At 63.6% G+C, this 25,413-nt stretch carries 27 protein-coding genes; 13 read left to right on the forward strand and 14 right to left on the reverse strand.

Features of this window, described 5'->3' with window-relative positions:
• Nucleotides 1-2: 2 nt before the first annotated feature.
• Nucleotides 3-1,859 (reverse strand): hypothetical protein, encoded by a 1,857-nt coding sequence (locus tag FG93_RS21350; RefSeq protein ID WP_152579550.1) that lies wholly within the window; start codon nucleotides 1,857-1,859, stop codon nucleotides 3-5.
• A 591-nt stretch (nucleotides 1,860-2,450) separates the two neighbouring features.
• Between FG93_RS21350 and FG93_RS21355 the strand changes: the two genes are divergently transcribed.
• Entirely contained in the window at nucleotides 2,451-3,047 is a 597-nt protein-coding gene (locus FG93_RS21355) for a hypothetical protein (protein WP_043238072.1), read from the forward strand.
• A 118-nt stretch (nucleotides 3,048-3,165) separates the two neighbouring features.
• On the opposite strand, the gene FG93_RS21360 is transcribed toward FG93_RS21355, so the two are convergent.
• The 8 genes from FG93_RS21360 to FG93_RS21390 all read right to left on the reverse strand — a co-directional run bounded on the left by FG93_RS21360 (nucleotide 3,166) and on the right by FG93_RS21390 (nucleotide 7,378).
• Nucleotides 3,166-3,507, reverse strand: a complete 342-nt coding sequence (locus FG93_RS21360; RefSeq protein WP_043238075.1) for a hypothetical protein — start codon at nucleotides 3,505-3,507, stop codon at nucleotides 3,166-3,168.
• 92 nt (nucleotides 3,508-3,599) lie between these two features.
• On the reverse strand, nucleotides 3,600-4,010 hold the full coding sequence (locus FG93_RS21365) for a hypothetical protein (protein WP_043238076.1): 411 nt from the start codon (nucleotides 4,008-4,010) through the stop codon (nucleotides 3,600-3,602).
• Nucleotides 4,011-4,083: 73 nt separating this feature from the next.
• Nucleotides 4,084-4,497 carry a hypothetical protein gene (locus FG93_RS21370; RefSeq protein ID WP_152579551.1) on the reverse strand — a complete coding sequence of 138 codons (414 nt, stop codon included), beginning with the start codon at nucleotides 4,495-4,497 and terminating at the stop codon, nucleotides 4,084-4,086.
• A 169-nt stretch (nucleotides 4,498-4,666) separates the two neighbouring features.
• Nucleotides 4,667-5,164 carry a ribonuclease H gene (locus tag FG93_RS21375; RefSeq protein WP_052514010.1) on the reverse strand — a complete coding sequence of 166 codons (498 nt, stop codon included), beginning with the start codon at nucleotides 5,162-5,164 and terminating at the stop codon, nucleotides 4,667-4,669.
• A gap of 115 nt (nucleotides 5,165-5,279) precedes the next feature.
• Complete coding sequence (locus tag FG93_RS21380; protein ID WP_043238082.1) at nucleotides 5,280-5,678, reverse strand: hypothetical protein; 399 nt, start codon at nucleotides 5,676-5,678, stop codon at nucleotides 5,280-5,282.
• Nucleotides 5,679-6,451: 773 nt separating this feature from the next.
• The gene (locus tag FG93_RS21385) at nucleotides 6,452-6,793 is read right to left on the reverse strand and encodes a hypothetical protein (RefSeq protein WP_043238084.1); all 342 of its coding nucleotides are present in this window, start codon (nucleotides 6,791-6,793) and stop codon (nucleotides 6,452-6,454) included.
• Nucleotides 6,790-6,939 carry a hypothetical protein gene (locus tag FG93_RS32985; RefSeq protein ID WP_161783862.1) on the reverse strand — a complete coding sequence of 50 codons (150 nt, stop codon included), beginning with the start codon at nucleotides 6,937-6,939 and terminating at the stop codon, nucleotides 6,790-6,792. Before FG93_RS32985 ends, FG93_RS21385 begins: the two co-directional genes overlap by 4 nt.
• A gap of 79 nt (nucleotides 6,940-7,018) precedes the next feature.
• The gene (locus tag FG93_RS21390; RefSeq protein ID WP_152579552.1) at nucleotides 7,019-7,378 is read right to left on the reverse strand and encodes a hypothetical protein; all 360 of its coding nucleotides are present in this window, start codon (nucleotides 7,376-7,378) and stop codon (nucleotides 7,019-7,021) included.
• Between the two features lie 222 nt (nucleotides 7,379-7,600).
• Between FG93_RS21390 and FG93_RS21395 the strand changes: the two genes are divergently transcribed.
• The gene (locus tag FG93_RS21395) at nucleotides 7,601-8,104 is read left to right on the forward strand and encodes a hypothetical protein (RefSeq protein ID WP_043238089.1); all 504 of its coding nucleotides are present in this window, start codon (nucleotides 7,601-7,603) and stop codon (nucleotides 8,102-8,104) included.
• A gap of 70 nt (nucleotides 8,105-8,174) precedes the next feature.
• Here FG93_RS21395 and FG93_RS21400 read toward each other — a convergent pair whose 3' ends face one another.
• Nucleotides 8,175-8,750, reverse strand: a complete 576-nt coding sequence (locus FG93_RS21400) for a recombinase family protein (protein ID WP_043238092.1) — start codon at nucleotides 8,748-8,750, stop codon at nucleotides 8,175-8,177.
• Nucleotides 8,751-8,998: 248 nt separating this feature from the next.
• On the opposite strand from FG93_RS21400, the gene FG93_RS21405 reads away from it, so the two are divergent.
• The 3 genes from FG93_RS21405 (at nucleotide 8,999) to FG93_RS32990 (ending at nucleotide 11,548) form a co-directional block, all read left to right on the forward strand.
• Nucleotides 8,999-9,238 (forward strand): hypothetical protein, encoded by a 240-nt coding sequence (locus tag FG93_RS21405; protein WP_043238095.1) that lies wholly within the window; start codon nucleotides 8,999-9,001, stop codon nucleotides 9,236-9,238.
• 320 nt (nucleotides 9,239-9,558) lie between these two features.
• Nucleotides 9,559-10,962, forward strand: coding sequence for a DUF1254 domain-containing protein (locus FG93_RS21410; protein ID WP_043238098.1), 1,404 nt, complete (start codon nucleotides 9,559-9,561; stop codon nucleotides 10,960-10,962).
• A gap of 445 nt (nucleotides 10,963-11,407) precedes the next feature.
• Entirely contained in the window at nucleotides 11,408-11,548 is a 141-nt protein-coding gene (locus FG93_RS32990) for a hypothetical protein (RefSeq protein ID WP_161783863.1), read from the forward strand.
• Between the two features lie 198 nt (nucleotides 11,549-11,746).
• Here the strand turns inward: FG93_RS32990 and FG93_RS21415 are convergent, their stop codons facing one another.
• Nucleotides 11,747-12,373 carry a biotin transporter BioY gene (locus FG93_RS21415; RefSeq protein WP_043238101.1) on the reverse strand — a complete coding sequence of 209 codons (627 nt, stop codon included), beginning with the start codon at nucleotides 12,371-12,373 and terminating at the stop codon, nucleotides 11,747-11,749.
• Nucleotides 12,374-12,530: 157 nt separating this feature from the next.
• Here FG93_RS21415 and FG93_RS21420 point away from each other — a divergent pair, with 157 nt between their 5' ends.
• Nucleotides 12,531-13,451 (forward strand): MBL fold metallo-hydrolase, encoded by a 921-nt coding sequence (locus tag FG93_RS21420; protein ID WP_043238102.1) that lies wholly within the window; start codon nucleotides 12,531-12,533, stop codon nucleotides 13,449-13,451.
• A 67-nt stretch (nucleotides 13,452-13,518) separates the two neighbouring features.
• On the opposite strand, the gene FG93_RS21425 is transcribed toward FG93_RS21420, so the two are convergent.
• The 3 genes from FG93_RS21425 to FG93_RS21435 form a co-directional block, all read right to left on the reverse strand.
• The gene (locus FG93_RS21425; RefSeq protein WP_043238104.1) at nucleotides 13,519-14,295 is read right to left on the reverse strand and encodes a DUF1499 domain-containing protein; all 777 of its coding nucleotides are present in this window, start codon (nucleotides 14,293-14,295) and stop codon (nucleotides 13,519-13,521) included.
• A gap of 45 nt (nucleotides 14,296-14,340) precedes the next feature.
• Nucleotides 14,341-15,972 carry a long-chain-fatty-acid--CoA ligase gene (locus FG93_RS21430; protein ID WP_043238106.1) on the reverse strand — a complete coding sequence of 544 codons (1,632 nt, stop codon included), beginning with the start codon at nucleotides 15,970-15,972 and terminating at the stop codon, nucleotides 14,341-14,343.
• Between the two features lie 198 nt (nucleotides 15,973-16,170).
• On the reverse strand, nucleotides 16,171-17,568 hold the full coding sequence (locus FG93_RS21435; RefSeq protein WP_043238109.1) for a PLP-dependent aminotransferase family protein: 1,398 nt from the start codon (nucleotides 17,566-17,568) through the stop codon (nucleotides 16,171-16,173).
• 145 nt (nucleotides 17,569-17,713) lie between these two features.
• Here FG93_RS21435 and FG93_RS21440 point away from each other — a divergent pair, with 145 nt between their 5' ends.
• The 7 genes from FG93_RS21440 (at nucleotide 17,714) to FG93_RS21470 (ending at nucleotide 25,408) form a co-directional block, all read left to right on the forward strand.
• Nucleotides 17,714-19,036, forward strand: coding sequence for a hydroxymethylglutaryl-CoA reductase, degradative (locus tag FG93_RS21440; RefSeq protein ID WP_052514011.1), 1,323 nt, complete (start codon nucleotides 17,714-17,716; stop codon nucleotides 19,034-19,036).
• A gap of 76 nt (nucleotides 19,037-19,112) precedes the next feature.
• Entirely contained in the window at nucleotides 19,113-20,315 is a 1,203-nt protein-coding gene (locus tag FG93_RS21445; RefSeq protein WP_043238323.1) for an ABC transporter substrate-binding protein, read from the forward strand.
• A gap of 82 nt (nucleotides 20,316-20,397) precedes the next feature.
• The gene (locus tag FG93_RS21450) at nucleotides 20,398-21,315 is read left to right on the forward strand and encodes a branched-chain amino acid ABC transporter permease (protein WP_043238111.1); all 918 of its coding nucleotides are present in this window, start codon (nucleotides 20,398-20,400) and stop codon (nucleotides 21,313-21,315) included.
• Nucleotides 21,315-23,108 carry an ATP-binding cassette domain-containing protein gene (locus tag FG93_RS21455; protein WP_043238113.1) on the forward strand — a complete coding sequence of 598 codons (1,794 nt, stop codon included), beginning with the start codon at nucleotides 21,315-21,317 and terminating at the stop codon, nucleotides 23,106-23,108. Before FG93_RS21450 ends, FG93_RS21455 begins: the two co-directional genes overlap by 1 nt.
• A 2-nt stretch (nucleotides 23,109-23,110) precedes the next feature.
• Entirely contained in the window at nucleotides 23,111-23,815 is a 705-nt protein-coding gene (locus FG93_RS21460; protein WP_200878138.1) for an ABC transporter ATP-binding protein, read from the forward strand.
• A 1-nt stretch (nucleotide 23,816) separates the two neighbouring features.
• Nucleotides 23,817-24,692 (forward strand): hydroxymethylglutaryl-CoA lyase, encoded by an 876-nt coding sequence (locus FG93_RS21465; RefSeq protein WP_043238117.1) that lies wholly within the window; start codon nucleotides 23,817-23,819, stop codon nucleotides 24,690-24,692.
• Nucleotides 24,693-25,006: 314 nt separating this feature from the next.
• A complete protein-coding gene (locus FG93_RS21470; protein ID WP_081881713.1) occupies nucleotides 25,007-25,408 on the forward strand; it encodes a MarR family winged helix-turn-helix transcriptional regulator in 402 nt (133 codons plus the stop codon).
• Nucleotides 25,409-25,413 lie beyond the last annotated feature (5 nt).

Consider the following 25,413-nt stretch of genomic DNA (forward strand, 5'->3'; position numbering starts at 1 on the left):
GGTTACTTACCGGGGCGCTTCGAAAGGAGCGACCGCTGGATGCTGATGAAGGCCGCAGCGTCCTCGGGACTGAAGCCCCTCTGCTTGGCCCATCGGGCGAAGTGAGAAGACGGATTGCGGCGGTTTGTGTTGTCGGCCTCGAATGCGGCGAGGCTTTCGAAGACCGGCGTGGTCCGCCAATCGACTTCCTCTGTCGGTTCCCTGCGGGTGGCCTGCGGGGCTGCGGCGGTGGACGGAGAAGCGGACTTGGCGGGAGCTGCCGGAGGCTGAGCGGCCGGAGCTGGAGTCACTCCACCTTTTGCCGGGGTCGGCATGACGGGCGTCGAGCCGTCGTAAAGCGGCGTCGTGTTGTACTTGCTGGTCGGAAGGTAGTATTTCACAACCCGCTGCTGCTCCTCCATCAGCCATGAGATGGCTTCCGAACGGGGCTTGCCGGGGTTCGCCTTCTCATAGGCGATGACGTTCTTGCGGAGGCTGTCCACCGCCCGTTGCGCTAGCTCGGGCTTCTTGAAGACGCCGAACTCGCCCCGGTCCCCGACGAGCTTTGCGGTGTCCTGAAGGATGTCCACCACGGTCCTGTCGGCAACCAAGGACTCGCTGCGGTTCTCCCGTTGCGTCTTCAGGAGCCTGCGGACGGTCTCGGGGTTCTTGAGCGTCCCCGTCGCGATGGCCCGATGAAGCTCGGCATCGGAGAGCCGGCTCTCATTGGCCTCCATCTCAAGGCGGATGACCTCGCCATTGTCCTCCTGCCCCTGATAGTCCGAGAGGGTCTTCTGGATTTTAAGGACCTTGTCGGCGGTGTCGTTTCCGAAGTCCTTGTTGATCTTGGCGAGGAGTTGCGGGGACAGGCTGATGGTCTCGCCCTTCTCCAAGGCGGTGAAGAGCGTCTCCGAGATGAACTGCGTTGCCTTGTCGGAGCGGCGCTTTTCGTCGCGCTCCTGCCGGCGATAGGCTTCATCTTCCTCCTTCACCCGCAGCCCGTGGAGATCCTTGCGGGCCTTGTCGAGCTTGTCCCGCATGCCGGGGACTTCGCCCGCTCCCGCAAGTCCGTTCGGGCGCTTCTGAAGGGGGACCTCCAGATAGGAAGCGTCCCTGTAGCGCATTGCTGCCGAAATGGCGGAGTCCACCGTGCGGCTGTCGATGTCGGACTGAGACATCCCCTGCGCGAGACCTTCGGCTTCCTGCCGGTGGACCGTGCGGGCGAGCGTGAAGACGCCTGAAGCCTCCCCGCCGCCGCCCTGCTGGTAGCGGTTGAGGGTCTGCTGATAGGTCGCGGCGTGCTTGCCTTGGTTCCCGTTGAACGCCTGCCATGTCGGGGCGAGCGCCTTCAGGATGCGCGGGCTCATGCCCTCGGCCTTCAGGTCCTCGTCAAGGTTCCTGCCGGTGACCCGCTGGTAGTCCTTGCGGCCAAGCCAGAGAGCGGCCCGGTCTTGGTTCTCGGGGGAGAACGTGCCGTCCCCCTTCGCCTCGGGAGGCAGGCTATCCCATGTGGTCTTCGTGAACTGATAGCGCCCTGCGGCGGATGACGGGCCGTGGGGGCCAGGTTCGAAGATGCCGGGGTGGGCGCCCGTCAGTTGGAAGGTTGCGCCGCCTGCCGGGGTGTAGCGGATGTTGTACTTGCCCGCGCTCTCCCCGCCTGCCGTGGCGTTGAGGAAGGCCGCTTCATGGGGCTGAAGGTCCTTGGCGACAGGATCGGCGGTCTTGTACGCCGCTGTCCCGCCCTTCACGGCGGCCTCTGAGAAGGCCCCGTCCACCCCCTGACCATAAGCGGCGGCGTTCTTGTAGTAGAGGTTCTGGACGGCGTTCTTGGCGTGTGAACCATAGAACTGCCGGGAGACCCGGTTGACCTCGTCAAGCATCGCCTCGCGTTCTGCCGAGTGCGTGGCGCTGTCGATGATCGGCTTCAGGCCATCTGACAGGAACTTGGTGATGGCCGTGGGGTCTTCGCTGCCGGCGATGGCCGACTTCTGGTAGTCCGCGAGGAGCTTCAGGCCCGCGCCTTGGGACCTTGTTCCTCGCGACCCGCGCCTCGTACATCTGCCGGAAGTACGGGGATTTGTCGGCAAGCGTCGGGTCGTTACGGACGGCGTCGGACCATGTCGCCACGTTATCGCGGATGGCAGTGAGTTCCGCTTCGGTCTCTTCGTCCTTCCGCTGCTGAGCCTGCCGGGTTTCCATGAAGCCGGTTAGGGATTTGCTGAAGCCGGCGAGGGAGGCGATGAGCTGGTCTGCATTGCCCTTCATCGGGGGAGCCGGAAGCTCCGGAGCGTTGGGAGCCAGCGGCCGAACTGGAGCGACGGGGGTAGGGAGAGCCGATAGGCGAGTTTGGACGCCTACGGTATCGACCGGGCGTGCGCGTGGGGTGAACTGTGGTTCCGCCATGGTGGCGTATAGGGTTCCTGTGTAATGGGGCTCCGAAGCAGGCGTTGCCTGTCGCGGAGGGGGAGTGAATGTCCGAGAAGCGTGAGAGTTTTGCCGTCGCTAAAGCTGGGCTGCCGGCTGACTACCCGACGCACGCGCACAGTCCTCGATTTTGGGAGGAGCTAGGGCGCACGGTCGCCACGTTCGGGTTTCTTGAGGAGGTCTTGGGGAAGGCTATTTTCGCTTTCACAGCGACCCGAAGCTATCCCGAAGACGAGATTGAGGCCGCGTACGCCAAGTGGCTGCCGACGTTAGAGCGAGCCCTATCGGATGCTTTGGGGAGCCTCATCAGCTCCTACGGGAACGCCGTGAAAGCGCACGGAGAAGCGAAGATCGTGGACATAGACCACCTGTTGGCCGACCTTCGCGAAGCCTCCAACATGCGGAATGTGCTCTGCCACGGATCGTGGCGAATGCCTGATGCTCAGGGCAAATCGTTGCCCTTGTTCGTTAATCGAGAGAAAGAGTTCTTCAAAACCCCGGTAGACGAGGCGCACCTGCGGCAGGTTAGGCAGCAAGTCGTCGATCTGATATGCGCGGTTATCGACACGGTGACGCGCATGGGCTGGCAGTTTCCCGGCTCTAGCGGACCCGGTGTCGCCATTTTCCAATCATCGCGCGCGTAGCTTCCGAGTGTCCCGCTAGGACGGCCGATTGTGTCGGGATGGGCATGGTCAGCGGCGGGGTCGAGAATGACGCTGGAGGCCCGAGACCTGTAGCGGGAAGCGGCCATCCGGGGCGGGATCAAGCCGCGTGCTTGTGGGCCCTCAGCTCCGCCAGCCTGTCCGCGTCATACGGTGCGAAGACCGGGCCGACGCTGTCGTTCTCTCTGACGGTGAGCTTCGCGACAAGGCCAAGGGTTCCCTTCAGCGACCATGACGCATCGCCTTCGCGGGTCATGAAGATGATCGAGGCGGGGTCGTGGCCTTCCTGAAGGAGGACCCGAGCGGCGGAGCAAAGGGGAACGCGGGCGGAGCAAAGGTCCCGGCCGGTGGCGTCGGTGACCGTGAAGAGGGAGTTGTAGGGCCTGCCGGGGGCGGAGGAGGTCTTGCGGTAGGTGAGGTGGATGGCGGGGCTGGTGGTCATTCGTTCGTGTTGATCTGGACATGAGAAAGCCCGCCAAGCTGGAGAGCCGGGCGGGCCTGAGAAATGTGAAGTGACTTCAGAGTTCGGAGCGGTCAGGCCGCTTCGGAACCGACGATCTTCTTGACGAGGCACTCGCGGCCGGCTGCACGCCTCCCGACCTCCGCCATTGCATTGACCGCGCAAAGGATGCGGCCGGCATCGTCCGCGACCTCGTGCATCTCAGGGAAGCCCGACACGAGCGGCGTGACTTCGTCGCGAAGAGTCTGAAGGGTCGTGAGGATGCCGAAGAGGTCCTTGGCAGGGGTGTCGGTCACCTTGCCGACTTCGGTTTCCAGCCGTTCGTTCAAGAGGATGAGTTGGGCGCGCGCGTCGGCAATCTGGCCGTCGTCTGTGTCGATGCTCTGGAGCACCAGCGAGGCATAGGCCGACAGGTATTCCGTGGAAGCCAGGGCGATGTTCGGGACGGCATTCAGGAGATAGCCGGGTAGGCGTTTGGTGGGCATTGGGGTGTCCTTTATAGGGCGTAAAAAACCCGCCAAGCGGGATTGCCGGGCGGGTCAATGATCGGGCGATGCCTTATGCTGCCTCGTACCTCTGCCGCATCTCCGGCGACATTCGGCGGCGGCGCATGGCGAGGGTCACGTCTTTCCGCCGAGAAAGCTCGTCCAAGATGGCAGAAAGGTTCCACGCGGCCGGGTGGTCACAATACTCAGGCAATGGCTCTGCGCTGTCTGCCACCATCTGACGCTCGATGACTGTGTGGGCTTCCGCGAGGTTCTTGGCGGCAATCTCCGAGCGGGTATTCGAGTGCCACAGGATCGGATCAAGTAGAGCGGTCAGGCAAGAAGCGATGTTGAGCTTTTCGCTGTCCGTTACCTTTCGCTCGAACCTATCAAACTCTGATGAGAGCAAGAGGTATAGGCCGTCAGAAATCAAGCGATCATCGGTAAGGCGGCGGAGTTCAAGGTCGATGTTCATGATTTGAGTCATTTGTCTCTCCATTGGGATTGGGTAGCTCGGGGATTGGGTGGTCGATGAGTTTCAAATTATCCAATACCGTATAGGCGTCAAGTATTATTTCTAGTATAGAATAGTGAAGTGCGACTCCATTGTTGAAGTGACGCTCCATGTTGCTTTGGCATGAAAGTCAGTGGCGAGGTTATCTGATTGAACGTTTGAGCTTCTCAGCTTCAGCGCGCGCGAGTCCGTCAACCTTCTCATTGAGTGGACAACCCGCATGGCCGCGTTGCCAAACCCATTCGACCTGGGCGTGCTTGCTGGCAGCGGCCTCAAGGGCTTTCCACTCTTCGACATTCGCAACGAAGCCGCCGCTGGAGGTGCGCCAGCCGTTCCTCTTCCACCGTGCGAGCCGCTCGCTCATTCCTTTGATGACGTATTCGGAGTCGCCGATCATCGTGACGTGAGCGCCGGTTTTGATTTTGAGGAGGGCCTTCAGGGCGGCTGTCAGCTCCGCCTTGTTGTTCGTAGTGTTCTTGCCGCAGGGGCCGGAGATGGTCGCCTCTTTGCCGGATGCCTCATCTTGCAGGATTGCAGCGAAGCCTCCGGGGCCGGGGTTGCCGAGACAAGAGCCGTCGAAGTGGGCGATGATGTCTCTTCTATAAGGAAGGGACTCGGGGGTGGCGAACGTCTCCGTCATGGACGGGCGCTCTTCGTTTCGGCCACGGTAGTAGCCGAGAACCCTGCGACGGGCCTGTACGCGGGAGACCTGTAGCGGGAAATGGCAGTCTGAAGGCGGGGGCGTGCTCCGACCGTCATCTACGCCACCCGGCTCCGGCCTTGGCCTGCGGGCGACGATCATCGCGACCGTAGCGGGGCTTGGTTTCCTTCACCTCATTCGTGACGAGGTTCCCGCGACGGAGGTCCGTCTGGTCGCCGTTGTCGTGGGTGACTCGGATGGCCCGGTGGCCCTTGCCGGCGATCCCGAGGATGATGCGGGAGACCTTCGCGTAACCTGACGCGGCGCTGTAGGTCGTGACGTAACCGAGGTTGAGATACCAATTTGGCGAGAAGCCTGCCGAGAGGACCTTCTGGTAGTCTGAAGGTGAGATGCGGGCGAACCTGTCGGAGTTCGCTAGGGGGATGAGGAGGAGGGGCGAGCCGTCCCGCTCATCGGTGGTGGGCGCGGGAGGCCGGAGAGCCTCGTATGTCATGGGGAGGTGTTTCCTATGCTTATCAGTGAGTTTGAGAGACGACTGATCCAAACAGAGACACGCGCGAAAAAGCGCGGCCGACCTGCCTGAAGGTGTCTGAAGGGGGCTGCGGGAGGGCTTTGGGGGCTACCCTAGGACCTCCGGTCTATTGGGCTTCGCCCTTCGGGATCGACCATCCTTGAAGGGGAAGACCATCCTTGAAGAAACCAAGGACGAGGATCGGGGGGCAAGGGAATATGGAGTGACTCCACATTTCATCGACCCCGGCTCTGCCGGTCTATAGGTGAACCTGAAGGAAGACCTGCAAGATAACCCTAAAGAGAGAGGATAAGAGGAAGAAGTAAGGAACAACCTTAAGTCCCTCTTGTAGGGACCTTCAGGTATCCTTCTATCTAATGCCCCCTCCCATAACCTTGGGAGGATAAAAGACTGTCACGGCCCCCTTGTGCGTGGTGTCTTGGCGTAGTCGTCCCGGCTGTTGCGGGTCTCAGATAGCTGTAGGTGGTCCCTATTCGATTGTCGGCCTTGGTTGGCGGTTTGGTTGGTTATAGGTGCAACCTAATCCGTGCTTGCCAAAGCGCCTTGGCCGAGGACCGGAACGATGAAGTCACTCTGCATTTCGGATCGGGTAGGTGTAGGCGGTCCCCAATCGGCGGTCGGGTTCGCAGCGCGTGGCCTGCGCCCCGGATTTGGCTTGGGTAGGTGAAGGTGCAACCTAATCGACCTGAAGCGGACTTCACAGTTGGCGGTCTGGCCTTTCCAAAAGGTGGTCCCTAATTGCTCTGCCCGCCCATCAGCCCCTCAATCTCCCCCGCAACGCCCCTGCCGTACTCCGTCAGGCTCACCACAAGCACACCCTTCTCCTTTCGGGTCCGGACCAACAGCGCATCTTCCATCAACACGATGTTCCGATACCCACTGCCGGCTCCCATCGTCAGGGCCTTCTCCAGCTCGGGCTTTGTTATCTCTCCCCGGCAGGCAACCAGCAGGAACGCTGCGGCCGACCTCATTTCCCATCGGTCGTGGATTTGATTGAGCCGCTGGAGGACTAGGAGCAGGCGTGCAAGAGGCGGGAGGGCGCTGGCAGGTTTCGTCCTGGGGGAATGCGTCCTCATGGGCAGCTCTTCGGGCAGTAGCTCGGGCGGCCGTTCTCGGGATGGTCCTCGCCGCAATAGCTCAGAGCGTGGCGGACGATTTCCTTCTGGCTCGGCGAATAGACCAGCACGAGGAGCACCCCGAGGATGAAGGTAATTGCGGGCATGGGAGCCTCTCCTGAAGACAGGAAAGCCGGAGTGGATCGCTCCGCCCCGGCCGGGTAGGCATCGAAAAGTGAAGTCACTTCACGATTGGAGCGGGCTGGCCTTGGTCTCGAAAATGTCGAGGAGTTCCGCCGCAAGCTCCCTGCCTATGCCGGTCAACGCGATTGCGAACGCGTCTTCGACCTCTGCCACGTTGATGAGCTGAGCATTCTTGAGAAAGGCGAGCCCCTCCGTGCTCGCGACGGCTTCCGCCTTCGGCATCGTGAGGTCGCCCTTACGCATGACATCGAGGAAGATAGCGGTGGCTTCCACGTCTAAGCGCGGATGTCTTGAATTGAGATGCTGAAAGCCAGCGATCATCGGATAGAGTTCAAGGCCGAACAACGATGCAAGGGCGTCTGAGTTCTGTTGCTGAGCGGTGCAAGAGCTTTGGTTGTTCACGGCGGAGCCTCATAAAGACAGCCTTATGGCTACTCTTTCTTGAGTCCTTATCCGCTTCCGGTCTAATCAGTTTTTTGACTCGATCAGAGCCAACTCATCACAGAAATGAGTCGATCGGTATCGGATAGCCTAGCCCGCAGGGACGGCCGGGAAGGACTGCCGGGCAGTGGTGTAGCGGGCATGGCGGCAACTGGCCTGTACGCGGGAGACCTATAGTGGCAAATGACCAGCCCCTTCCCGTTGGAGGCCGACGGCTTGGACATCGTTGAGATAGCACGACGACACGGTCCCTTTCTGGAGCGCCTCATTGCAAAGTCCACGGGCTTCATCGGTGAGTTGCTGGTGGCCGACGCTTTGACGGAAAGAGGCTATCGGGTTGTCCCGACCAACAACAACGCTCGGCAGGCGGACTTGAGTATCACAACGCCGAGCGGGCTCACCTTCTCTGCGGAGGTGAAAGCTGACAGGGCCATGCGGCCGACGTGGTTTGTCCGGACCTGTCCCGACGCCAGCGCCAGCTCCATTTGGTTCTTGGTGTCAGCCCCTCGATTGCCTGCGGCATTGCCCGATCCTGCCGCCGCACGGGTGTTCGTCCTAACAGGCGAGGAAGCCTCGGCAATCTGGCAAGCGTCTGAATGGAACCGCCGCAATCCGACCAATGGCGACATTCGTCGCTGGCAGGTTCCCGACGATGCTTTGAACGCTTGGCACAAGCTCCCACGATAGGGCGGCAACAAGGAAAAGCCCGCCTTTCCTGACGGGCTCTTGCGGGGGACCTGATGGCACTCGTGAGGGCCTACGCCGCCTCCTGCGCTTCCTTCCGAGCCTTCAGGATGCGGTGGACGCTCGCCTTGCCAATCCCCAAGCGCCTCGCAATCTCCGATAGGCTGACCTCCTGAGCCGCCAGCTCGGCAACCTGAACCTCTTTCGCTTTCGCGGTCGGAGCCCGGCCCTTGTACTTCCCGGCCGCCTTGGCCTTGGCTATGCCCTCCCGCTGGCGCTCCAACATGATTTCCCGCTCGAATTGCGCCACGCTCCCCAGCACGTTGAGCATCAGGCGACCCGTAGGTGTCCCGGTGTCGAGGCTCATGGACAGGATGCGGAGGCTTGAGCCCTTGCCCTCAATGACCTTCAGGAGGTCCATCAGGTGCGCCATCGAGCGTGCGAGGCGGTCGAGCTTCGTAACCACGAGGGCGTCACCCGGCCGGAGGTTGTCGAGGGCACGGGCAAGCTCCTGCCGCTCCCCTACGTCCACTGACGACACTTGCTCGACATAGGTCCGCTCGCACCCGGCCGCTGTGAGGTCGCGCTGTTGAGCGTCCAAGCCGGCTGTCTGGTCGAGGGTCGAGGTGCGGGCGTATCCAATGAGCATGGCATGTCTCCAGAGCGGCTATCGTTCCGATAGACTCTTAGAGTTGTCGGTCGATGTCAATGGGCCATTCGTGCGGAACGATTTCGACTCGATCTGGAACGGCCCATATGGGCAGGGCCTATTGGACCGCTGCGCCACAGCAGGGTGTACCCCACGTGACTACCGGAAGGCGTAGTTGGAAAATGCCGCAGGCCCGGCTATCGCGGTAGGTGGGCGTCCGACAATGGCATGCTCACTGGAGGTTTAGGATGGCAGTCGTCAGGAAGCAGTTTCATCGACACGAGAAAGGCAATCACGACGAGACGTTCTACTACCTAGCTCGGGACACCGAGAGCCGGAGGGTTTTCATCATTCACGGGTGGGCGGCCGGCAAGAACGTGGATGAAGTTGAACTGAGCGTTTCGGATTTCTTGGCCCAAGTTAACGGCACTGCCCGCGACAGGTTTCTTGAGCTGATTGGCACGCTTGTTGAGGAACCTGCCTCCTAAAGGCGCTTCGGTGTTCGCCTAAGGTCGGGACGTGGCTGATGCCTCATCTGGCTAGGCCAGTGCCGGCCTCCCTCCCCAGCGCCCTGTACGCTCCCGACCCGTAGCAGCAAGAGGCCCTTCGGGAACCCGGCAGGGTGCGTGATGGCGGCATACAGGAAACGCGAGGGGGCCACGGGGGGAAATAGGGAGGCGGCCGGAGAGGGGACAGCTTTCGGATTTTGGCGGCTGATTATCCGGATGCTTGCCCCCGAGCGGCAGCGGACATTGACCCGAGGCAGCTTCCGCGTACGCTTGCTGCCGACAAGTTACGGGAGCGCGTTATGAGAAGTCTTCTTATCTCCGTCGCCCTACTTTTTGTTTCAGCAACAGGTCACGCGCAAGCGCCTGATGAACTCACTCGTCGTATGCTCGAACGTCGCGCGGTAGAAGCGGTCATATGGGGCATCCCGGCCGTCAACACCGATCTGATGCGACAGGAGATGCTGACCAAGACCAGCGGCAAGGTCGGACAGGTCATCTACTGGGGACGCCCGCTGGACTCCAGAAACCAGACGCTGACGCCCAACCCCGACGCACTCTATTTTATGTCGTTTTTTGACTTGAGGGACGGGCCCGTCGTGCTGGACTTGCCGAGAGCCGACGGAAAGGGATCGTTCAACGCCAACATCGTTACGGTTTGGCAGATGCCGTTGGAGGACGCGGGCCTTCTCGGCGTCGATAAGGGCAAGGGCGGCAAGTTCCTGCTGCTGCCGCCTGGCTACAAGGGCGAGGTACCCAAAGGCTATTACGCGCTCAAGTCCGACACGATGACCGGCTACATGCTGTTCCGCTCGAACTTCGCCAGCCACTCCGATGCCGACGTGCAGGCTTCCATCGCTTACGGCAAGCGGCTGAAGGTCTACCCGCTCGCGCAGGCAGCCAAGCCACCGGCGACGGCTTTCATCGACGTGAAAGGCGACGATTTCGACTCCACCATCCGCTATAATGCCAGCTTCTTCGAGAACCTGAACCGCGTCGTGCAGGCCGAGAATTGGATCGACCGCGACCGCGTGATGATCGACCAGCTAAGGTCTCTCGGTATCGAGAAGGGCAAGCCCTTCAATCCTTCCGACGGGACCAAGGCGCTGATGGACGCAGCGGTGAAGGAAGCCGGCACATGGCTGGAGGCCAGATACGACGCCGGCCTGCCGCCATTCTTCTCCGACCGGAGTCGATGGACCTCCCCAGCTTATCCGACCATCGTCAAGGCGTATAGCGATGGACTAGCGGATCCGAACGCATATCCGGTCGATGATCGCGGCGTGGGCTACAGCTACGCCTACATCGGCCTAAAGCGTCTCGGAGCAGGCCAATTCTACTCACTTTCGATCCGCGACAGGGACGGCGACGCCTTCGATGGCGCTAAGACATATCGCCTGCGAGTGCCCCCCAATGCGCCTGTCGCACAGTATTGGTCAGTTACCGCCTACGACCGGCAGACACATGCGCTGATTAAAGGGATGCCGCACGCCAGCCGCTCCTCGCAAGGGGACGTTTTGAAGAAAAACTCCGATGGCTCCATCGACATCTTCATTGGGCCTAAAGCACCCCTCGGCAAAGAAAACAATTGGTTGCCGACTGATCCGGGTCGGAAGTTCGAGCTACTGGCGCGGTTCTATGCGCCTAAGAAGGAGTTCTTCGAAAAGAAGTGGATACTGCCGGACGCGGAGAAGGTCTCCCAATAGCGACAGCCGGCATTTGCTTTCACGGTATTTTGGTTGTGGCGGATTGCGACACCTCCCGTGCATTCGCATGTCGATGCACTGCAACTTCTACAGCGAGCTCCAGCGGGAGGCGTGCAGCGTGGACCACGCGGCCCTTGCTCGCGGTACAAAGGCGCGGTACATAACGTCACGGCCTAACGTCGAAAAGTGCAGTAAAATCAATCGGGTCAAGGCGGCAGGGGGAAGTTCAAATCCTGCCACTCCGACCAAAATTTTCCGAGATAATTCAAGCAGTTACAAATCAAGCCCTTCGGGGCTTTTTTATTGCCCGGACAGTTCAGCGCGATTTGGTCCGCAAGCGGGTCTGTTTGGGCAGGATTAACGCATCCACGACTTCTCCCGGTGCAGCGATGGTGTCGCGCGCGGCGCTCCTGTAGTCTCGCCCCAGGACAATGGGGCTCACTATATGACGCGCTTTACCCGAATCATCGGAATTATGAGCCTCGCCGTGCTGCTCGCCGGCTGCGACAAATGCGGTGAGCTGATGAAGCTCGATATCTTCGGCCAACCCGTGAAGACCTGCTCCGGCAATAATCCGCAGGGATGAACGCAGCCCGCCCGCCTCACGCGAATCGTTAGATCATCGGACCGGATCTCGTATCCGGACCGATGATCTAACCTTCTGTGTTTGCATCGTCTTTCCCGAAAACCGCAGTCCACTTCGGGCCGATGCTTTTACGGCCAGCGCCAAAGAAAAAGCCGGGGCAAAGCCCCGGCCCGTTCGTCTCTGTCGCTGCAGCGTGCCTTAGCCGCGGCGGCGCAGGAAGGACCAGCTCGCCCCGACGAGGCTCGCGGCCAGCGCCATCTTGAGTGCGTCGCCCAGCAGGAAGGGCTGCACGCCGAAGGCGAAGGCCTTGGCGAAGCCGATACCGGTGGCACCGCTCGCCATCTGCGCCCCAAGAGCGAGCCACAGGCCGCCGAGGCCAAGAATCAGCGCTTCCGCGACAACGAATCCCGCAATCAGGCGGAACACCGAGGCTCCGCGCTCGGCCGCCCAGCCGGCGACGGCCGCCGCAAGCACGAAGCCGACGAGGAAGCCGCCAGTCGGACCAGCGAGATAGAACAGCCCGGCGGCAACCGGCGGCGTGTTGGTGAAGACCGGCAGGCCGGCGAGGCCATAGGCAATGTAGAGTGCAACGGTCGCGGCGCCGAGGCGCGAGCCATAGGCGGCACCGAGGCCGAGCACGGCCAGCGTCTGCAAGGTCATCGGCACCGGCCAGAACGGCACCTTGATCTTGGCGGCCAAAACCAGCAGCAGGCTGCCGGCCACGGCAAGCCCGATAGTGCGCGCCAGCGCGGCGCGACGTCCGGAGACCTGGGGAAGGATCGCGTTGACCAGGGTCGGAGCGGAAAGGGGAAGCAGATCGGCCATGCGCTCTCATCCATTTTTTGAGGGCCGCGCTGCGCAGCCGGTTTTCCGTCTATAGAAAATGCTGCAATGCCCTACAAGGCGCACGGCGGTGCGCTAAGCGGCAAGGCCGGAGCGCAACCTGCCCCGTGACGCGACTGGACCAGACAGCGGGCCCCGCATGAGCGAAGACGTCGAATTCGATCGCAGCGCCACCGCTCCTTCCGGCGAGGTGGTGGAACTGTCGCCGCTCGTCCGGCGCGTCATCGCCGGGAATGGCGGGCCGATGACCTTTACCGGCACCTGCACCTATATCATCGGCCGAGGCACGGTTGCGGTGCTGGATCCTGGCCCGGACGATCCGGCCCATATCGCCCGCGTCCTTGCGGCGCTCGCTGGCGAGACCGTCAGCCATATCCTTGTCACGCACACCCATCGCGACCATTCGCCTGCCGTGCCGGCACTGAAGGCGGCAACAGGCGCCACCGTCGCCGGCTGCCTGCCGCATCGTGCGGCGCGCGAACTGGCGCTTGGCGAGATCAATCCGCTCGATGCCGCCGCCGATCGCGACTATGCGCCCGATCTGCCGATGCATGACGGCGACACCGTCACGGGCCCAGGCTGGACGCTTTCGGCCATCGCAACACCGGGACACACCGCCAATCACCTCGCCTTCGCGCTCGCGGAAGAGACAAGCCTGTTTTCCGGCGATCATGTCATGGCCTGGTCGACGAGCATCGTTGCCCCGCCCGACGGTTCGATGGCGTCCTACATGTCTTCGATCGAAAAACTGCGCGCGATGGAGCACGCCATTTACTGGCCAGGCCATGGCGGGCCCGTGAACGAACCGCAGCGCTTCCTGCGCGGGCTCGTGCAGCATCGACGGCAGCGCGAGGCCGCGATCCTCAACCGCCTCAGGGCCGGCGACGAGCGCATCTCGGAGATGGTGCCGCCAATCTATCAGGGGTTGCCGGTCGCACTGCACGGCGCGGCCTCGCTCTCGATCCTCGCCCAACTCGAGGATCTGGTCCTGAACGGCACGGTCATCTGTGACGAGGCGCTGCCGATGCTGGCGAGCCGATACAAACTGGTCCGGGCCTGATGCAGCGGCGTCGATCCGTTCTCGGATCGCATCATGCCGCCGCGAATGATTTGCCGCCGCGAATGATTTATCGTGCCTCGACCAGCAGATCGACCTCTTCGGCAAAGGCCGCGATGCGAGCGGCATTTGCACCGAGATCGTGACTGCCGATCCGCGAAGCCGAGCGGATATCGATGCGGCTGCCGTCGGCGCGCGGGCGCACGCGGATCGTGATGTCGTCGGCAAGCCGCAGGATCCGGGTCCGCGCCACGGCCTCGATCCGCCCTGCCCCGCTGCGCCCGCCCGGGCGCGACGCTTCGAGCACCTGCCAGCCCAGCGCGGTGGCGGCCCGGCGCGCGATGGTGAAGGCCGTTTCGGCCGGGACCTCCAATACGATCGGCAGCGTCTTCGGATAGGCTTGGCGCTGGATGCGCCGCTCTCCAGCCGGGACGTCGGGCGGCACCAGCCCGTGGCGTGCGGTCAAGGCGGCCTGCGAGCGGCTGAAGCTCGGGGGGTCATCGATATCGGTCGAGATATCGCTCAAGCGCGGCAGCGTCAGCCATTTGAAGCCACCATAAAGCACCGGCGCAAGCATGATGAGCGCAAGCACGAAGGCCTGCGCCGCCATGCCGACCCCGCGATGCCCCGCCTGCCAGATCCGCATGAAGGCGAGCACCGCCAGCAGCAGCGCCAGCAGCACGAAACCATAGGCACCGGCGATCGGCGCGAGCCCCTGTACCGAAGGTTCGCCGAGCCGGGCGACGAGAATAGCCAGCAGCAGCACCGCAACCGAGAACCAGGCCAGCCGCCGGCTCCAGCGCGCGGCGCGCGAGACAGGTTCCTCGAAGACGATGCGGCGGTGCATGATGCTTAGGTGGCGGGGTCCGGCGCCGAAGGCAAGCCTCGCGGCTCAGCCTGTCGGCAGACGATAGTCCTTGAACTGCTCGCGCAGCGCGGTCTTCTGGATCTTGCCCGTAGCGGTATGCGGGATTGCCTCGACCAGGACGACATCGTCCGGCAGCCACCACTTTGCGATCTTGCCGGTCATATAGGCCAGCATCTCTTCGCGGCTCGGCGAACGGCCGGGTTTCGGGACAATGACCAGCAGTGGCCGCTCGTCCCATTTGGGATGGGCGACGCCGATCACCGCGGCCTCTGCCACATCGGGATGGCCGACCGCGAGATTTTCCAGGTCGATCGAAGAAATCCATTCGCCGCCCGACTTGATCACGTCCTTCGAGCGGTCGGTGATCTGGAGATATCCGGCGGCATCCAGGGTGCCGACGTCGCCTGTATCGAAGAAACCGTGCTCATCGAGGATCGCTTCATCCTCCCGCCTGAAATAGGCGCCGGCGACAGCCGGTCCGCGCACCTTCAGGCGCCCGAAGGTCCTGCCGTCCCAGGGCAGATCCTGGCCGGCATCGTTGGTGATGCGGAACTCGACGGTAAAGGGCGGATGCCCCTGCTTGACCTTGAGGTCGTAGAGCGCATCGCCGTGCAGATGCCCATAGACCGGCTTGATCGAGCAGAACGACCCGATCGGACTCATCTCGGTCATGCCCCAGGCATGTGCAACCGTGACGCCGTATTTGCGTTCGAATGCTTCCGTCATCGCGCGCGGACAGGCCGAGCCACCGATCACCACGCGTTTCAGCGTCGAGAGACGGGCGCCGGTCGCTTCCAGATGCTGCAGCAGGCCGAGCCAGACAGTCGGCACCGCCGCGGTGCAGGTCACGCCCTCGCCTTCCAGCAATTCGAGCAGCGATGCACCGTCCAGCTTCGCACCGGGCATCACCAGCTTGGCTCCGGTCATCGGCGCCGAATAGGCCAGCGACCAGCTATTGGCGTGGAAGAGCGGCACGACCGGCAGCACGCTGTCGCGCGAGGATAGCCCGATATAGTCCGGCGCCGAGCAGGCCATGGCATGCAGCACGTTCGAACGGTGCGAATAGAGCACCCCCTTCGGGCCGCCGGTGGTGCCGGAGGTGTAGCAAAGCCCGGCGGCGGTATTCTCGTCGAACTGCTTCCAGGCGAAATCGTCGTCTGCTTCGGTGAGCCACTCCTCGAAGGCGGCCGCTCCCTTCAGGCGGGTTTGCGGCATATGTGCCGCATCGGTCAGCACGATAAAGCGCTCGATGCTCGGCAGCCTGTCCTGGATCTGCTCCATCAGCGGTACGAAGGTCAGGTCGAGGAACAGCATCCTGTCCTCGGCATGGTTGATGATCCAGGCGATCTGCTCCGCGAACAGTCGTGGATTGACCGTGTGCGTGATCGCGCCGATCCCGCTGATGCCGTACCAGAGCTCGAGATGCCGGTCAGTATTCCAGGCCAGCGTCGCGACCCGGTCGCCGAGCCGCATCCCCTCCCGTTCGAGGCGCCTGGCCACTCGCAGGGCGCGGCGGCGGATATCGACATAGGTCGTGCGCCGCAGCGAGCCGTCCTCCACCGCGCGGCTCACGACCTCACGGGTGCCGTGCTGGACGGCGGCATGGTCGATGATCCGGTGCAGCAGCAGGGGCCAGTCCTGCATCAGGCCAAGCATGGCGTCTCTCCCCACGATCATTCTTGCTGTTGTTGGGAGCAGCATAGACAGGCTGCTCCCCGGCAGGGAAGCAGGAGTTGAGCCCTAGGTCGGCTCGACATTCGGGATTCCCGCGGCGCGGTTTGCGTGGTTCATGGGTGGTCGGCTTTATGGAGGGCCAGCCATGGAAGTGGGAGTGGAACGAACCTGGGGGTGTGATCAGCGCAAGCCCGACAGTGGCGCGCTCTGGAGGAAGCGGATCAGCCGCGGATCGTCGGCATAGGCGATGTTGACCCGCATGCCCGGCCGGGTCTGCTGGCGATCGGGAAAGAAGACGGAGCCCGGAGCGATGAAGATGCCTTGCTCCGAGGCCTGCTTCGCCAAGGCGAGGTCGTCGACGTCATGGGCGAAATCGGCCCAGAGATAATAGCCGCCGGTGGGAGCGGCAAAGACCGGCAGTCCGAGCCGCTCCAGATTCTCCAGCGCCCGCGTCGTCGCCTTGCCGATGCGTTCGCGCAGCCGCCTGAGATGGTGCCTGTACTGACCGCTGGCGATCAGGTCGCTGACCGTGCGTTCGAGATAGCCCGAACTGTTCACGACGGTCAGCATCTTCATGTCGGTCAGCGCGCGGCTGACGCCGGGGCTCGCCGCGACATAGCCAATACGCAGGCTGGCCGAGAGCGTCTTCGAGAAGGTGCCGAGATAGATCACGCGCTCGAGTTGGTCGAGCGCGGCGAGGCGCGGCAGTGAAGCCGGGACGGCGTCTGCAAAGGGATCGTCCTCGATCACGAAGAGCTCGTGCCGCGTCGCGATCTGCAGCAGCCGGTGCGCCACAGAGAGCGCGATCGCACCGCCCGTCGGGTTATGCGCGACGGACTGGGTGAAGAATGCCTTTGGCGCGTGGCGCGCGATCTGCTGCGAGAGATCGTCGAGATCGGGCCCGTCGGGTAGCCGCTTCACCCCGATGATCTCGACCCGGGCGAGCTTCAGCTTGCCGAACAGCGGATAGTAGCCCGGGCTGTCGACCAGCACGGTATCGCCGGGCCGCAGTAGGTGCCGGACGATCAGGTCGAGCCCGTGATTGGCCCCGAAGGTCAGAAGGATCTGCTCGGGCGAGACCTGAATCGCGCGCTCCGCCAGCATCAGGGCGACCTGTGCGCGCAAGGGCCCGTAGCCCAGCGGATCGCCATAGCCGTGCTCGATCGGCAGCAGGCCCTTGCCGCTGCGCGGGCGCAGATGCCGGCCGAGTTCGGAATCTTCCGTCCATGAGGCGGGTGGGCGACCGTCGCCGACACGCACCGGATGGGTCTGACAAAGCTGCTCGCGCAGCAGTGAGACGATGTCGATCGCCTCGGTCATATGCTGTGGCGGAGCCTCGATCGTGTTGCGCCCGCCGGCACGGACATAGAAGCCCGAGCCGCGCCGCGCTTCGAGTCGCCCGAGCGCGACCAACCGGTCATACGCCTCGACCATCGTATTCTTGGACACACCGTATTCCTCGGCGGCCGCCCGCAGCGAAGGCATGCGCCGTCCCGGCTGGAGCAGGCCGTCATCGATCGAGCGGCCAATCCGCCCGACAATGCGCTCTCTGTGGGTGCTGTCGGCTTTCTCGTCCATGACGCCTCGGATTGTACCAGTGATTTGACTGGTACAGAGAATCGGATCGTACGAGGAATTGTCCCTTGCTCCTGTCCTGCGCTTGGCCGAGCCTGTCAACCAACAAACAGGCGAAAAGCCGCGGAAGCGGGCGGAGGAAACATCCATGAAGACGGCCGAAGCGCGCGGACATTCCGCGCGGTCCGTGAACTCGCGCATCGAGAACTACCGCAACCTTTCCTGCGCCGAGCGGCTGGACGCGGCTGTCGCTGCGGCGTCCCTGTCTGTGCAGGACAAGGTGCTGCTCGCTACGCCGGGCGGACTGCCGCTCACGCTGGCCAACGGGATGATCGAAAACGTCGTCGGCACCTTCGAACTGCCCTTCGGCGTCGCCACCAATTTCACGATCAATGGCAAGGACTACCTGATCCCGATGGCGGTGGAGGAGCCGTCCGTGGTGGCTGCTGCCTCCTATATGGCGCGGATCGCACGCGGTTCGGGCGGGTTCCGCACATCGAGCGACCGGCCGATCATGCGGGCGCAGGTCCAGTTGATCGGGGTCTCCGATCCGCAAGGCGCCCGCCACAAGCTGCTTGCGGCGCGTGACGAGATCGTCACGGCCGCCAATGGAAAGGACAAGGTACTGGTCTCGTTGGGCGGCGGTTGCCGCGACATCGAGGTTCACGTCTTCCCGCAGACGCCGCGCGGCCCGATCGTGGTCATGCATCTGCTCGTCGACGTGCGGGATGCGATGGGCGCCAACACCGTCAACACCATGGCCGAGACAGTCGCGCCCATCGTCGAGAAAATCACCGGCGGCACGGTGCGCCTGCGCATCCTGTCTAATCTCGCGGATCTTCGGCTGGCGCGCGCCACGGTCAGTGTGCCGGAGGCCGCGCTCGCCACGGCCGAGTTCTCCGGCAAACGCATGATCGAGGGAATGCTCGATGCCTATACCTTCGCGGTGATCGACCCCTATCGGGCCACCACCCACAACAAGGGCATCATGAACGGCATCGACCCGGTCGTGGTCGCCACCGGCAATGACTGGCGCGCGATCGAGGCAGGCGCGCACGCCTATGCGGCGCGTAGTGGGCGCTATACCTCGCTCACGACCTGGGAAGTCGACAAGGATGGCAGCCTCGTGGGCTCGATCGAGATGCCGATGGCGCTCGGTCTCGTCGGCGGCGCGACCAAGACACACCCGCTGGCGCAATGGTCGCTGCGCCTGCTCGGCGTCGAGACGGCGCAGGAACTTGCCGAGGTCACGGTCGCGGTCGGTCTCGCACAGAACATGGCGGCTTTGCGGGCTCTCGCAACGGAGGGCATCCAGCGTGGCCACATGGCGCTGCATGCCCGCAACATCGCGATCGTCGCTGGAGCGGAAGGAGCCGAGATCGAGGCGGTCGCGGCGGAACTGGCGCGCAGCCACGATGTCCGCGTCGACCGCGCACGCGAACTGCTCGCGGCGCGAAGGGCAGGAGCCTGACCCGCTGAGCATCCCGGCAGAAGTCGCCATTCATCAACACAGAACCCGCATAAAGCGGACAATACCGGAGGAACGCATGATCAATCGTATTTCACGCCGTGCTGTCGGCGCGCTGCTCGTCTCGACCAGCCTTGCCTTCGCTCTGCCCGCGGCGGCCCAGAACGAGATCAAGATCGGCTACAATGCCGACCAGTCCGCCTCGGGGGCGGCCGAACTCGGCCTGTCGGGGCTCTACGGTTTCCAAGCCGCGATTGAGGACATCAATGCGAAGGGCGGCGTGCTCGGGCGCAAGTTGGTCGGCGTGATCCGCGATGACGCCGCCTCGCCGCCGAAGTCGATCCAGAACATGAATGAGCTGATCGACAACGAGAAGGTCGCGGCGGTGGTCGGCCCGACCAATTCCGGCAACGCGCTCGCCTGGCTGCATATCCCGCAGCAGAAAAAGGTGCCGGTAGTCTCCCATGTGGCAACCGCGACCGACATCACGGCGCGCTACGCCAAGGAGCCGCAGAACTACATCTTCCGTGTCTCGATGGTCGATCGCGAGCAGCTCGCCCTGCTCGCGGCCTATGCGGTCAAGGCCTCGAAATCCAAGAACATCGCGATCATCGCGGACACGACGGGCTATGGTCAGGCGGCCACCAAGGACCTGCAGGAGATCCTTGCGCTGCACGGCATCAAGCCAGTGGCCGTCGAGAAGTTCGGCCCCAAGGACACCGATATGACCTCGCAGCTCGCCAAGCTGAAGGCGGCCGGTGCTGACATGGTCGTCACCGGCTCGCTGGCGGACGCGACCGCCCAGGTGCTGAAGAGCATGGAGAAGATGGACTACTACCCCGGCCTGCTTTCGACCTGGGGCAGCATCAACACCCCGCTGATCAACATCGCCGGGGCCAAGCTCGCCGAGAAGACGATCTTCGCCGCCTCGACGACCGAGGATGCGAGCGACCACGCCACCGCTCTCCACAAGCGGCTGATCGCCAAGCACCCCAACATGCCGGCCTTCGTCTCGGCCGCCCAGGGCTATGACGCGGTGATGCTGATTGCGGCGGCGATCAAGCAGGCGGGCGGCACCGACGGAGACAAGGTGCAGAAGGCCATGGAAAGTCTCGGCGAGATCCAGGGCATCATCAAGACCTACAAAAAGCCCTTTGCGAAGGAGCAGCACGAGGCGCTCGGCGTCGCCGATTTCCATCTCGCGCAATGGAAGGACGGCCGCGTCGTCAAGCTCGACAACGAGATCGTCAAGTCGCTGGCCGCGGCCGACCTGAAACGCTGATGATCCACCGAACGAGCCGGCTCATCGATTGCGCATTGATGAGCCGGCTTACTTCCTGCGAGGCGCTCGGTACGGGGACGTGATGACGGCAATACTTCAAGCGCTGGCGAGCGGGCTGGCCCTGGGCGCGATCTACGGGCTGATCGCGCTTGGCTTCAACATCACCTACGCCACCACCAAGACCTTCAATTTCGGCCAGGGGGCCTTTCTCGTGCCCGGCAGCCTGGTCGGCGTCTCGCTGCTTCTGCTTGCGGCGGGCAAGCCGCATTGGGGCAATCTCGCACCGTCCGAGATGACGCTGTTCACTTATGGCCTGGCGACGCTTGCGAGTGTCGCGATCGTCGGGGCGATCGGCATCCTGCTTTACTACTGCGCGATCAAACCTTTCGTCGGCGTCGGCGGCCTGAACTGGGTGCTCAGCACCATCGGCTTCGGCATCATCCTGCAGAATACCGCGCTCGCGATCTGGGGCCCGGCCTCGATCGCGGTCCCGTCGCCGCTCGGCAACGAGGTCTATCGCATCGCGGGCGCCGGCATCCGGCCGCAGGAGGTGCTCGTCGCGGTCGTCGCGATCGCTGTGATGGTCGGCCTCGATTTCGTCATCCGCAGGACGCGCTTCGGCAAGGCGCTGCGTGCCGTCGCCTTCAACCCGCAGGCCGCCGCCATCGTCGGCATCAATGTCGAGAAGATCGTCATCATCGCCTTCGTCATCTCCTCGGCTCTCGCGGGGCTTGCCGGCATCCTCATCGCGCCGATCACCACCGCCTCGGTCTTCATCGGCCTCGGCGTGGCACTGAAGGCATTCTCGGCGGCGATCGTCGGCGGGCTGACCAATGCGCGCGGCTGCGTGCTGGGTGGCTTCCTGCTTGGCCTGATCGAGGCGCTGGTCGGGCTCTGGCGCGCCGAGATGCGCGAGATCACCATCTTCCTGCTGATCATCATCGTGCTGGTCGTGCGGCCCAGCGGTCTTCTCGGTGCGCGCAGCGTGGAGAAGATCTGATGCCGGGGCTTCATCATGCGCTCGGCGTGACGGGCGTGGTTGCCGCGCTCGCGCTCGTGCCGCTTCTGCCGCTCAATGATTTTCATCTGCAGATACTGTTCACGATCGGCGTGAACTATCTCGCGGCGGCGGGTTTGAACGTGCTGGTCGGTTATGCCGGGCAGAAATCGCTCGGCCATGCCGGCCTCTTCGCGGTCGGCGCCTATACGGCCGCGATCGCCAATGTCGACTGGGGCATCAACCCCTGGCTGTCGCTGGTGCTGGCCTGCGGCTTCGGCGCCGTGTTCGGTCTCGTCATCGCCATGCCGTCGGTCCGGGTCTCCGGTCCCAGCCTTGCCATGGTGACGATCGGCTTCGGGATCGTCGTCGAGAAGATCGTCACCGAATGGACCGACATCTTCAAGGGCCAGGCCGGGCTCTACGGCATCAGTGCGCCGTCCATCTTTGGGCGCAGCTTTACCAATCTGCACTGGGTCTGGTTCGTCGGCCTGCTCTGCATCGTGACGCATCTGCTGCTGCGTTCGTTGCTTCGCGGGCGCTATGGCCGTGCCTTTCTGGCGGTGCAGCTGGCGGAGCCTGCCGCGCAATCGGTCGGCATTTCGGTCGTCAGGGCCAAGACGCTGGCCTTCGTCATCTCGGCGGTGACCTGCGCGCTCGCCGGCGCGGTGGTGGCCCAGCAGAACCAGTATTTCAACTCGGATTTCATCACCTTCAACCTGTCGATCCTCTTCCTCGTCGTGGTGATCTTCGGCGGTTCGGGCTCGCTTTATGGCCCGCTGTTCGGCGCGGTGATCCTGACGCTTCTCGATGCCTGGTTGGCGCGCTGGCCGGCGCTGCAGCATTTCACCTATGGCGCCTTGCTGCTGTTCTCGCTCTACCTGATGCCGAACGGCATCGCCGGTGCGCTGGCGAACCTGGTGAAGCGGAGCCGGTCAGCACAGCCTCCCGCGCTCTCCCCGGAGCGCTCGCTGCTTCTGGAGCAAAAGCGCGATCGCGGAACCGGACCGCTTCTCGTCGTCAAGGATCTTTACAAGGCCTATGGCGGCATCGTTCCGGTCCGGAATGTCGGCTTCAGCATCAGCGCCGGCAAGGTTCACGCCCTGATCGGCCCGAACGGCGCCGGCAAGACGACATTGCTCAACCTGCTTTCCGGCCATGTGGCGCCCAATGGCGGCTCGATCCGCTTCCGGGATCAGGAGATCGCCGGCGAGCCTCCGCATCGCATCGCCGCGCTCGGCATCGCCCGGACCTTCCAGAACCTGAAGCTGTTCGGCGATCTGTCGGCGCTCGACAATGTCCTGCTCGGCGCGCATCTGCATGTGGAGACCTCGTTCCTCCCCTCACTGCTGGGTCTGACCGCGAGCCGCCGCGCCGAGCGTGCGGCGCGTGGTCAGGCGCTCGCCCTGCTGACGGAACTCGGGCTTGGCGAACGCGCCTTCGAACAGGCGAAGAGCCTGCCTTACGGCCTGCAGCGCCGCCTCGAGATCGCCCGCGCGCTGGCGTCGCGCCCAAGATTGCTGCTGCTGGACGAGCCGGCGGCCGGGCTCAATCCGCAGGAGACGCATGAGCTTGGCGAGGTGATCCAGCGCATCCAGGCCGCCGGCATTACCGTGCTGCTGATCGAGCACCACATGGATCTGGTCATGGGCATTTCCGACCACGTGCTCGTCCTCGACTATGGCGAGAAGATCGCCGAGGGCGCGCCGGACACTATCCGCCAGGATCCGCGCGTGATCGCCGCCTATCTCGGCGCCGAGGACGAGACCGAGGCGCAGATCGAGGTTGTCGCATGAGCATGCTGAGGATCGATGATCTCAAGGTGCGTTACGGCGCGGTTCACGCGCTGAAGGGCATCTCGCTCAGCGTCGCGGCGGGGGAGATCGTGACCCTGATCGGCGGCAACGGCGCCGGCAAATCGACCCTGATGCGCACCATCGCGGGGCTAGTGAATCCGGCCTCCGGCACCATCTCCTTCCAGGGGCGCAGCCTGAACGCCATCCGGCCGCATGATTGCGTGCGGCTCGGCATCGGCCATTCGCCGGAAGGGCGCCTCGTGTTCGGCGACCAGAGCGTGCGCGACAACCTGATGCTGGGTGCCTATGCACGCAATGATACCGACGGCGTCGAGGCCGACATCGCACGCTACTTCGCCATCTTCCCGCGCCTTGCCGAACGGCAGGACCAGCTGGCCGGCACCTTGTCCGGCGGCGAGCAGCAGATGCTGGCCATCGCGCGAGCCCTGATGAGCCGGCCAAAACTCCTGCTGCTTGACGAACCGTCGCTCGGTCTAGCACCGCTGATCGTGCGAGAGGTCTTTGCCGTGATCAGGCGGCTGCGCGAAGAGGGCATGACCATTCTGCTGGTCGAGCAGATGGCCAATCTGGCGCTCGGCGTCGCGGATCGCGCCTATGTCATCGAGACCGGCACGATCACACTCGAGGGAACGGGAGCCGAACTGCTGCGGGACGAGCGCGTGCGCTCGGCCTATCTCGGGGCCTGAGATGACGAAGCGGCGTGTCACCATTGTCGAGGTCGGTCCGCGCGACGGCCTGCAGAACGAGACGGCCCAGGTCACAACCGCGGACAAACTCGCGCTGATCGATTTGCTGGCGCGGGCGGGCCTCGGCCGGATTGAGGCGACAGCCTTCGTCTCGCCGCGCTGGGTGCCGCAGATGGCCGATCACGACGCGGTTATGCGCGGGGCGTCGCGCCGGTCGGGCGTGGTTTATTCGGCCCTGGTGCCGAACGAGAAAGGCGCTGAAGCCGCGCTAGCAGCCGGAGCTCAGGCACTGGCCGTCTTCACCGCCGCCTCCGAGACCTTTTCCCGGCGCAACACTAATTGCAGCGTTGCCGAGGGTATCAGTCGCTTCATTCCGGTCGTCGCATTGGCGCGACGGGCTGGCGTTCCGGTGCGCGGCTACGTCTCCTGCGCGCTTGATTGTCCCTATGAAGGCGCGATCGGCCCAGCAGCGGTGGCGGAGGTCTCAACGCGGCTATTCGAGATCGGTTGCGACGAGATCGCGCTGTCGGACACCATCGGGCGTGGCACGCCGGAACGGACCTCACGCATGGTCGAGGCCGCCTTGGAAAAGGTGCCGGCGACGCAGCTGGCCGGCCATTTCCATGACACCAGCGGGCGAGCCATCGCGAATGTCGCGGCGGCATGGACTCTCGGCGTCAGTGTCTTCGATGGTTCGGTCGGTGGACTCGGCGGTTGCCCCTACGCTCCGGGCGCTACCGGCAATCTCGCGACCGAGACGCTCGTGACCCATTTCGAGCAGAGCGGGCTTGAGACCCGCGTCGATCTGGAGCGGTTGCGCGAGGTTGCGCGCTGGATCAGGGCGCGAACGACAGAGGCGAGCGGCTGCGGTTCCTGAGGCGGGCCGACATTCTTCACCGTATCGGGACGAACGGCACCGAGTTCGAATGGAGCGCGGAACCCGCCATGGTCGCCTTTGCGTGATCGCTACCCTGATCGACGTGGGAGTGGAACGAACCTGGGGGTAACCATTGCATCGGATCATCAGCGCTTGGACGGCAAAACCGGGAAGAGCGCAACGGCAAGCCGAAACGAAGGGCTCGCCTCGAACCACGCGATAGTTTAGGGCAGAACTGATAGAGCTTCAGAGTTGGAACCGTGTCAGCGCCCGACGCCCTACGCACCGATCCAGACCGCGTCTGGTTCCGCTTCATGCGGCTGCATCAGCGCATGCTCGGCCAGATGACGACGCGCATCCGCACGCTCGGCCTCTCGATCCCGCAATTCGATTTGCTCTCCACGCTGACCGAACGCGAAGGCATCAGCCAAAGCGAGTTGGCCGAGCGGCTTTACGTCACCAAGGGCAATGTCTCCGGGCTCGTCGATCGTCTGGTACAGGCGGGCCTCGTCGAGCGCCGCGCCATCGCGGGCGACAGGCGTTCCTATGCGATGCACTTGACGCCGGAGGGGCGCAGGCTGGCGGAAGCCGGCATCGCAGCGCAGCGTAACTATGTCGCGACCACTCTCGGCAAGCTGCAGGCCGGTGATCTCGCCGATCTCGACCGGCTCGTCCTCGCCTGGCGCGACCTGGCTCGCGCCGTGGACACCGAATAGCGCCT

The sequence above is a fragment of the Allobosea sp. LC85 genome, assembly GCF_000735605.1.
Classification (GTDB): domain Bacteria; phylum Pseudomonadota; class Alphaproteobacteria; order Rhizobiales; family Beijerinckiaceae; genus Allobosea.

Coding starts and splice junctions, on each gene's coding strand:
- FG93_RS21395 (WP_043238089.1), top strand. CDS start 7,601: ATGACCAGCCCCTTCCCGTTGGAGGCCGACGGCTTGGACATCGTTGAG.
- FG93_RS21470 (WP_081881713.1), top strand. CDS start 25,007: ATGCGGCTGCATCAGCGCATGCTCGGCCAGATGACGACGCGCATCCGC.
- FG93_RS21465 (WP_043238117.1), top strand. CDS start 23,817: ATGACGAAGCGGCGTGTCACCATTGTCGAGGTCGGTCCGCGCGACGGC.
- FG93_RS21445 (WP_043238323.1), top strand. CDS start 19,113: ATGATCAATCGTATTTCACGCCGTGCTGTCGGCGCGCTGCTCGTCTCG.
- FG93_RS21355 (WP_043238072.1), top strand. CDS start 2,451: ATGTCCGAGAAGCGTGAGAGTTTTGCCGTCGCTAAAGCTGGGCTGCCG.
- FG93_RS21365 (WP_043238076.1), bottom strand. CDS start 4,010: ATGCCCACCAAACGCCTACCCGGCTATCTCCTGAATGCCGTCCCGAAC.
- FG93_RS21375 (WP_052514010.1), bottom strand. CDS start 5,164: ATGACGGAGACGTTCGCCACCCCCGAGTCCCTTCCTTATAGAAGAGAC.
- FG93_RS21350 (WP_152579550.1), bottom strand. CDS start 1,859: ATGCTTGACGAGGTCAACCGGGTCTCCCGGCAGTTCTATGGTTCACAC.
- FG93_RS21425 (WP_043238104.1), bottom strand. CDS start 14,295: ATGCACCGCCGCATCGTCTTCGAGGAACCTGTCTCGCGCGCCGCGCGC.
- FG93_RS21360 (WP_043238075.1), bottom strand. CDS start 3,507: ATGACCACCAGCCCCGCCATCCACCTCACCTACCGCAAGACCTCCTCC.
- FG93_RS21460 (WP_200878138.1), top strand. CDS start 23,111: ATGCTGAGGATCGATGATCTCAAGGTGCGTTACGGCGCGGTTCACGCG.
- FG93_RS21405 (WP_043238095.1), top strand. CDS start 8,999: ATGGCAGTCGTCAGGAAGCAGTTTCATCGACACGAGAAAGGCAATCAC.
- FG93_RS21420 (WP_043238102.1), top strand. CDS start 12,531: ATGAGCGAAGACGTCGAATTCGATCGCAGCGCCACCGCTCCTTCCGGC.
- FG93_RS21400 (WP_043238092.1), bottom strand. CDS start 8,750: ATGCTCATTGGATACGCCCGCACCTCGACCCTCGACCAGACAGCCGGC.
- FG93_RS21415 (WP_043238101.1), bottom strand. CDS start 12,373: ATGGCCGATCTGCTTCCCCTTTCCGCTCCGACCCTGGTCAACGCGATC.
- FG93_RS32985 (WP_161783862.1), bottom strand. CDS start 6,939: ATGCCCGCAATTACCTTCATCCTCGGGGTGCTCCTCGTGCTGGTCTAT.
- FG93_RS21455 (WP_043238113.1), top strand. CDS start 21,315: ATGCCGGGGCTTCATCATGCGCTCGGCGTGACGGGCGTGGTTGCCGCG.
- FG93_RS21430 (WP_043238106.1), bottom strand. CDS start 15,972: ATGCTTGGCCTGATGCAGGACTGGCCCCTGCTGCTGCACCGGATCATC.
- FG93_RS21435 (WP_043238109.1), bottom strand. CDS start 17,568: ATGGACGAGAAAGCCGACAGCACCCACAGAGAGCGCATTGTCGGGCGG.
- FG93_RS21450 (WP_043238111.1), top strand. CDS start 20,398: ATGACGGCAATACTTCAAGCGCTGGCGAGCGGGCTGGCCCTGGGCGCG.
- FG93_RS21370 (WP_152579551.1), bottom strand. CDS start 4,497: ATGACTCAAATCATGAACATCGACCTTGAACTCCGCCGCCTTACCGAT.
- FG93_RS21385 (WP_043238084.1), bottom strand. CDS start 6,793: ATGAGGACGCATTCCCCCAGGACGAAACCTGCCAGCGCCCTCCCGCCT.
- FG93_RS21440 (WP_052514011.1), top strand. CDS start 17,714: ATGAAGACGGCCGAAGCGCGCGGACATTCCGCGCGGTCCGTGAACTCG.
- FG93_RS21380 (WP_043238082.1), bottom strand. CDS start 5,678: ATGACATACGAGGCTCTCCGGCCTCCCGCGCCCACCACCGATGAGCGG.
- FG93_RS21410 (WP_043238098.1), top strand. CDS start 9,559: ATGAGAAGTCTTCTTATCTCCGTCGCCCTACTTTTTGTTTCAGCAACA.
- FG93_RS32990 (WP_161783863.1), top strand. CDS start 11,408: ATGACGCGCTTTACCCGAATCATCGGAATTATGAGCCTCGCCGTGCTG.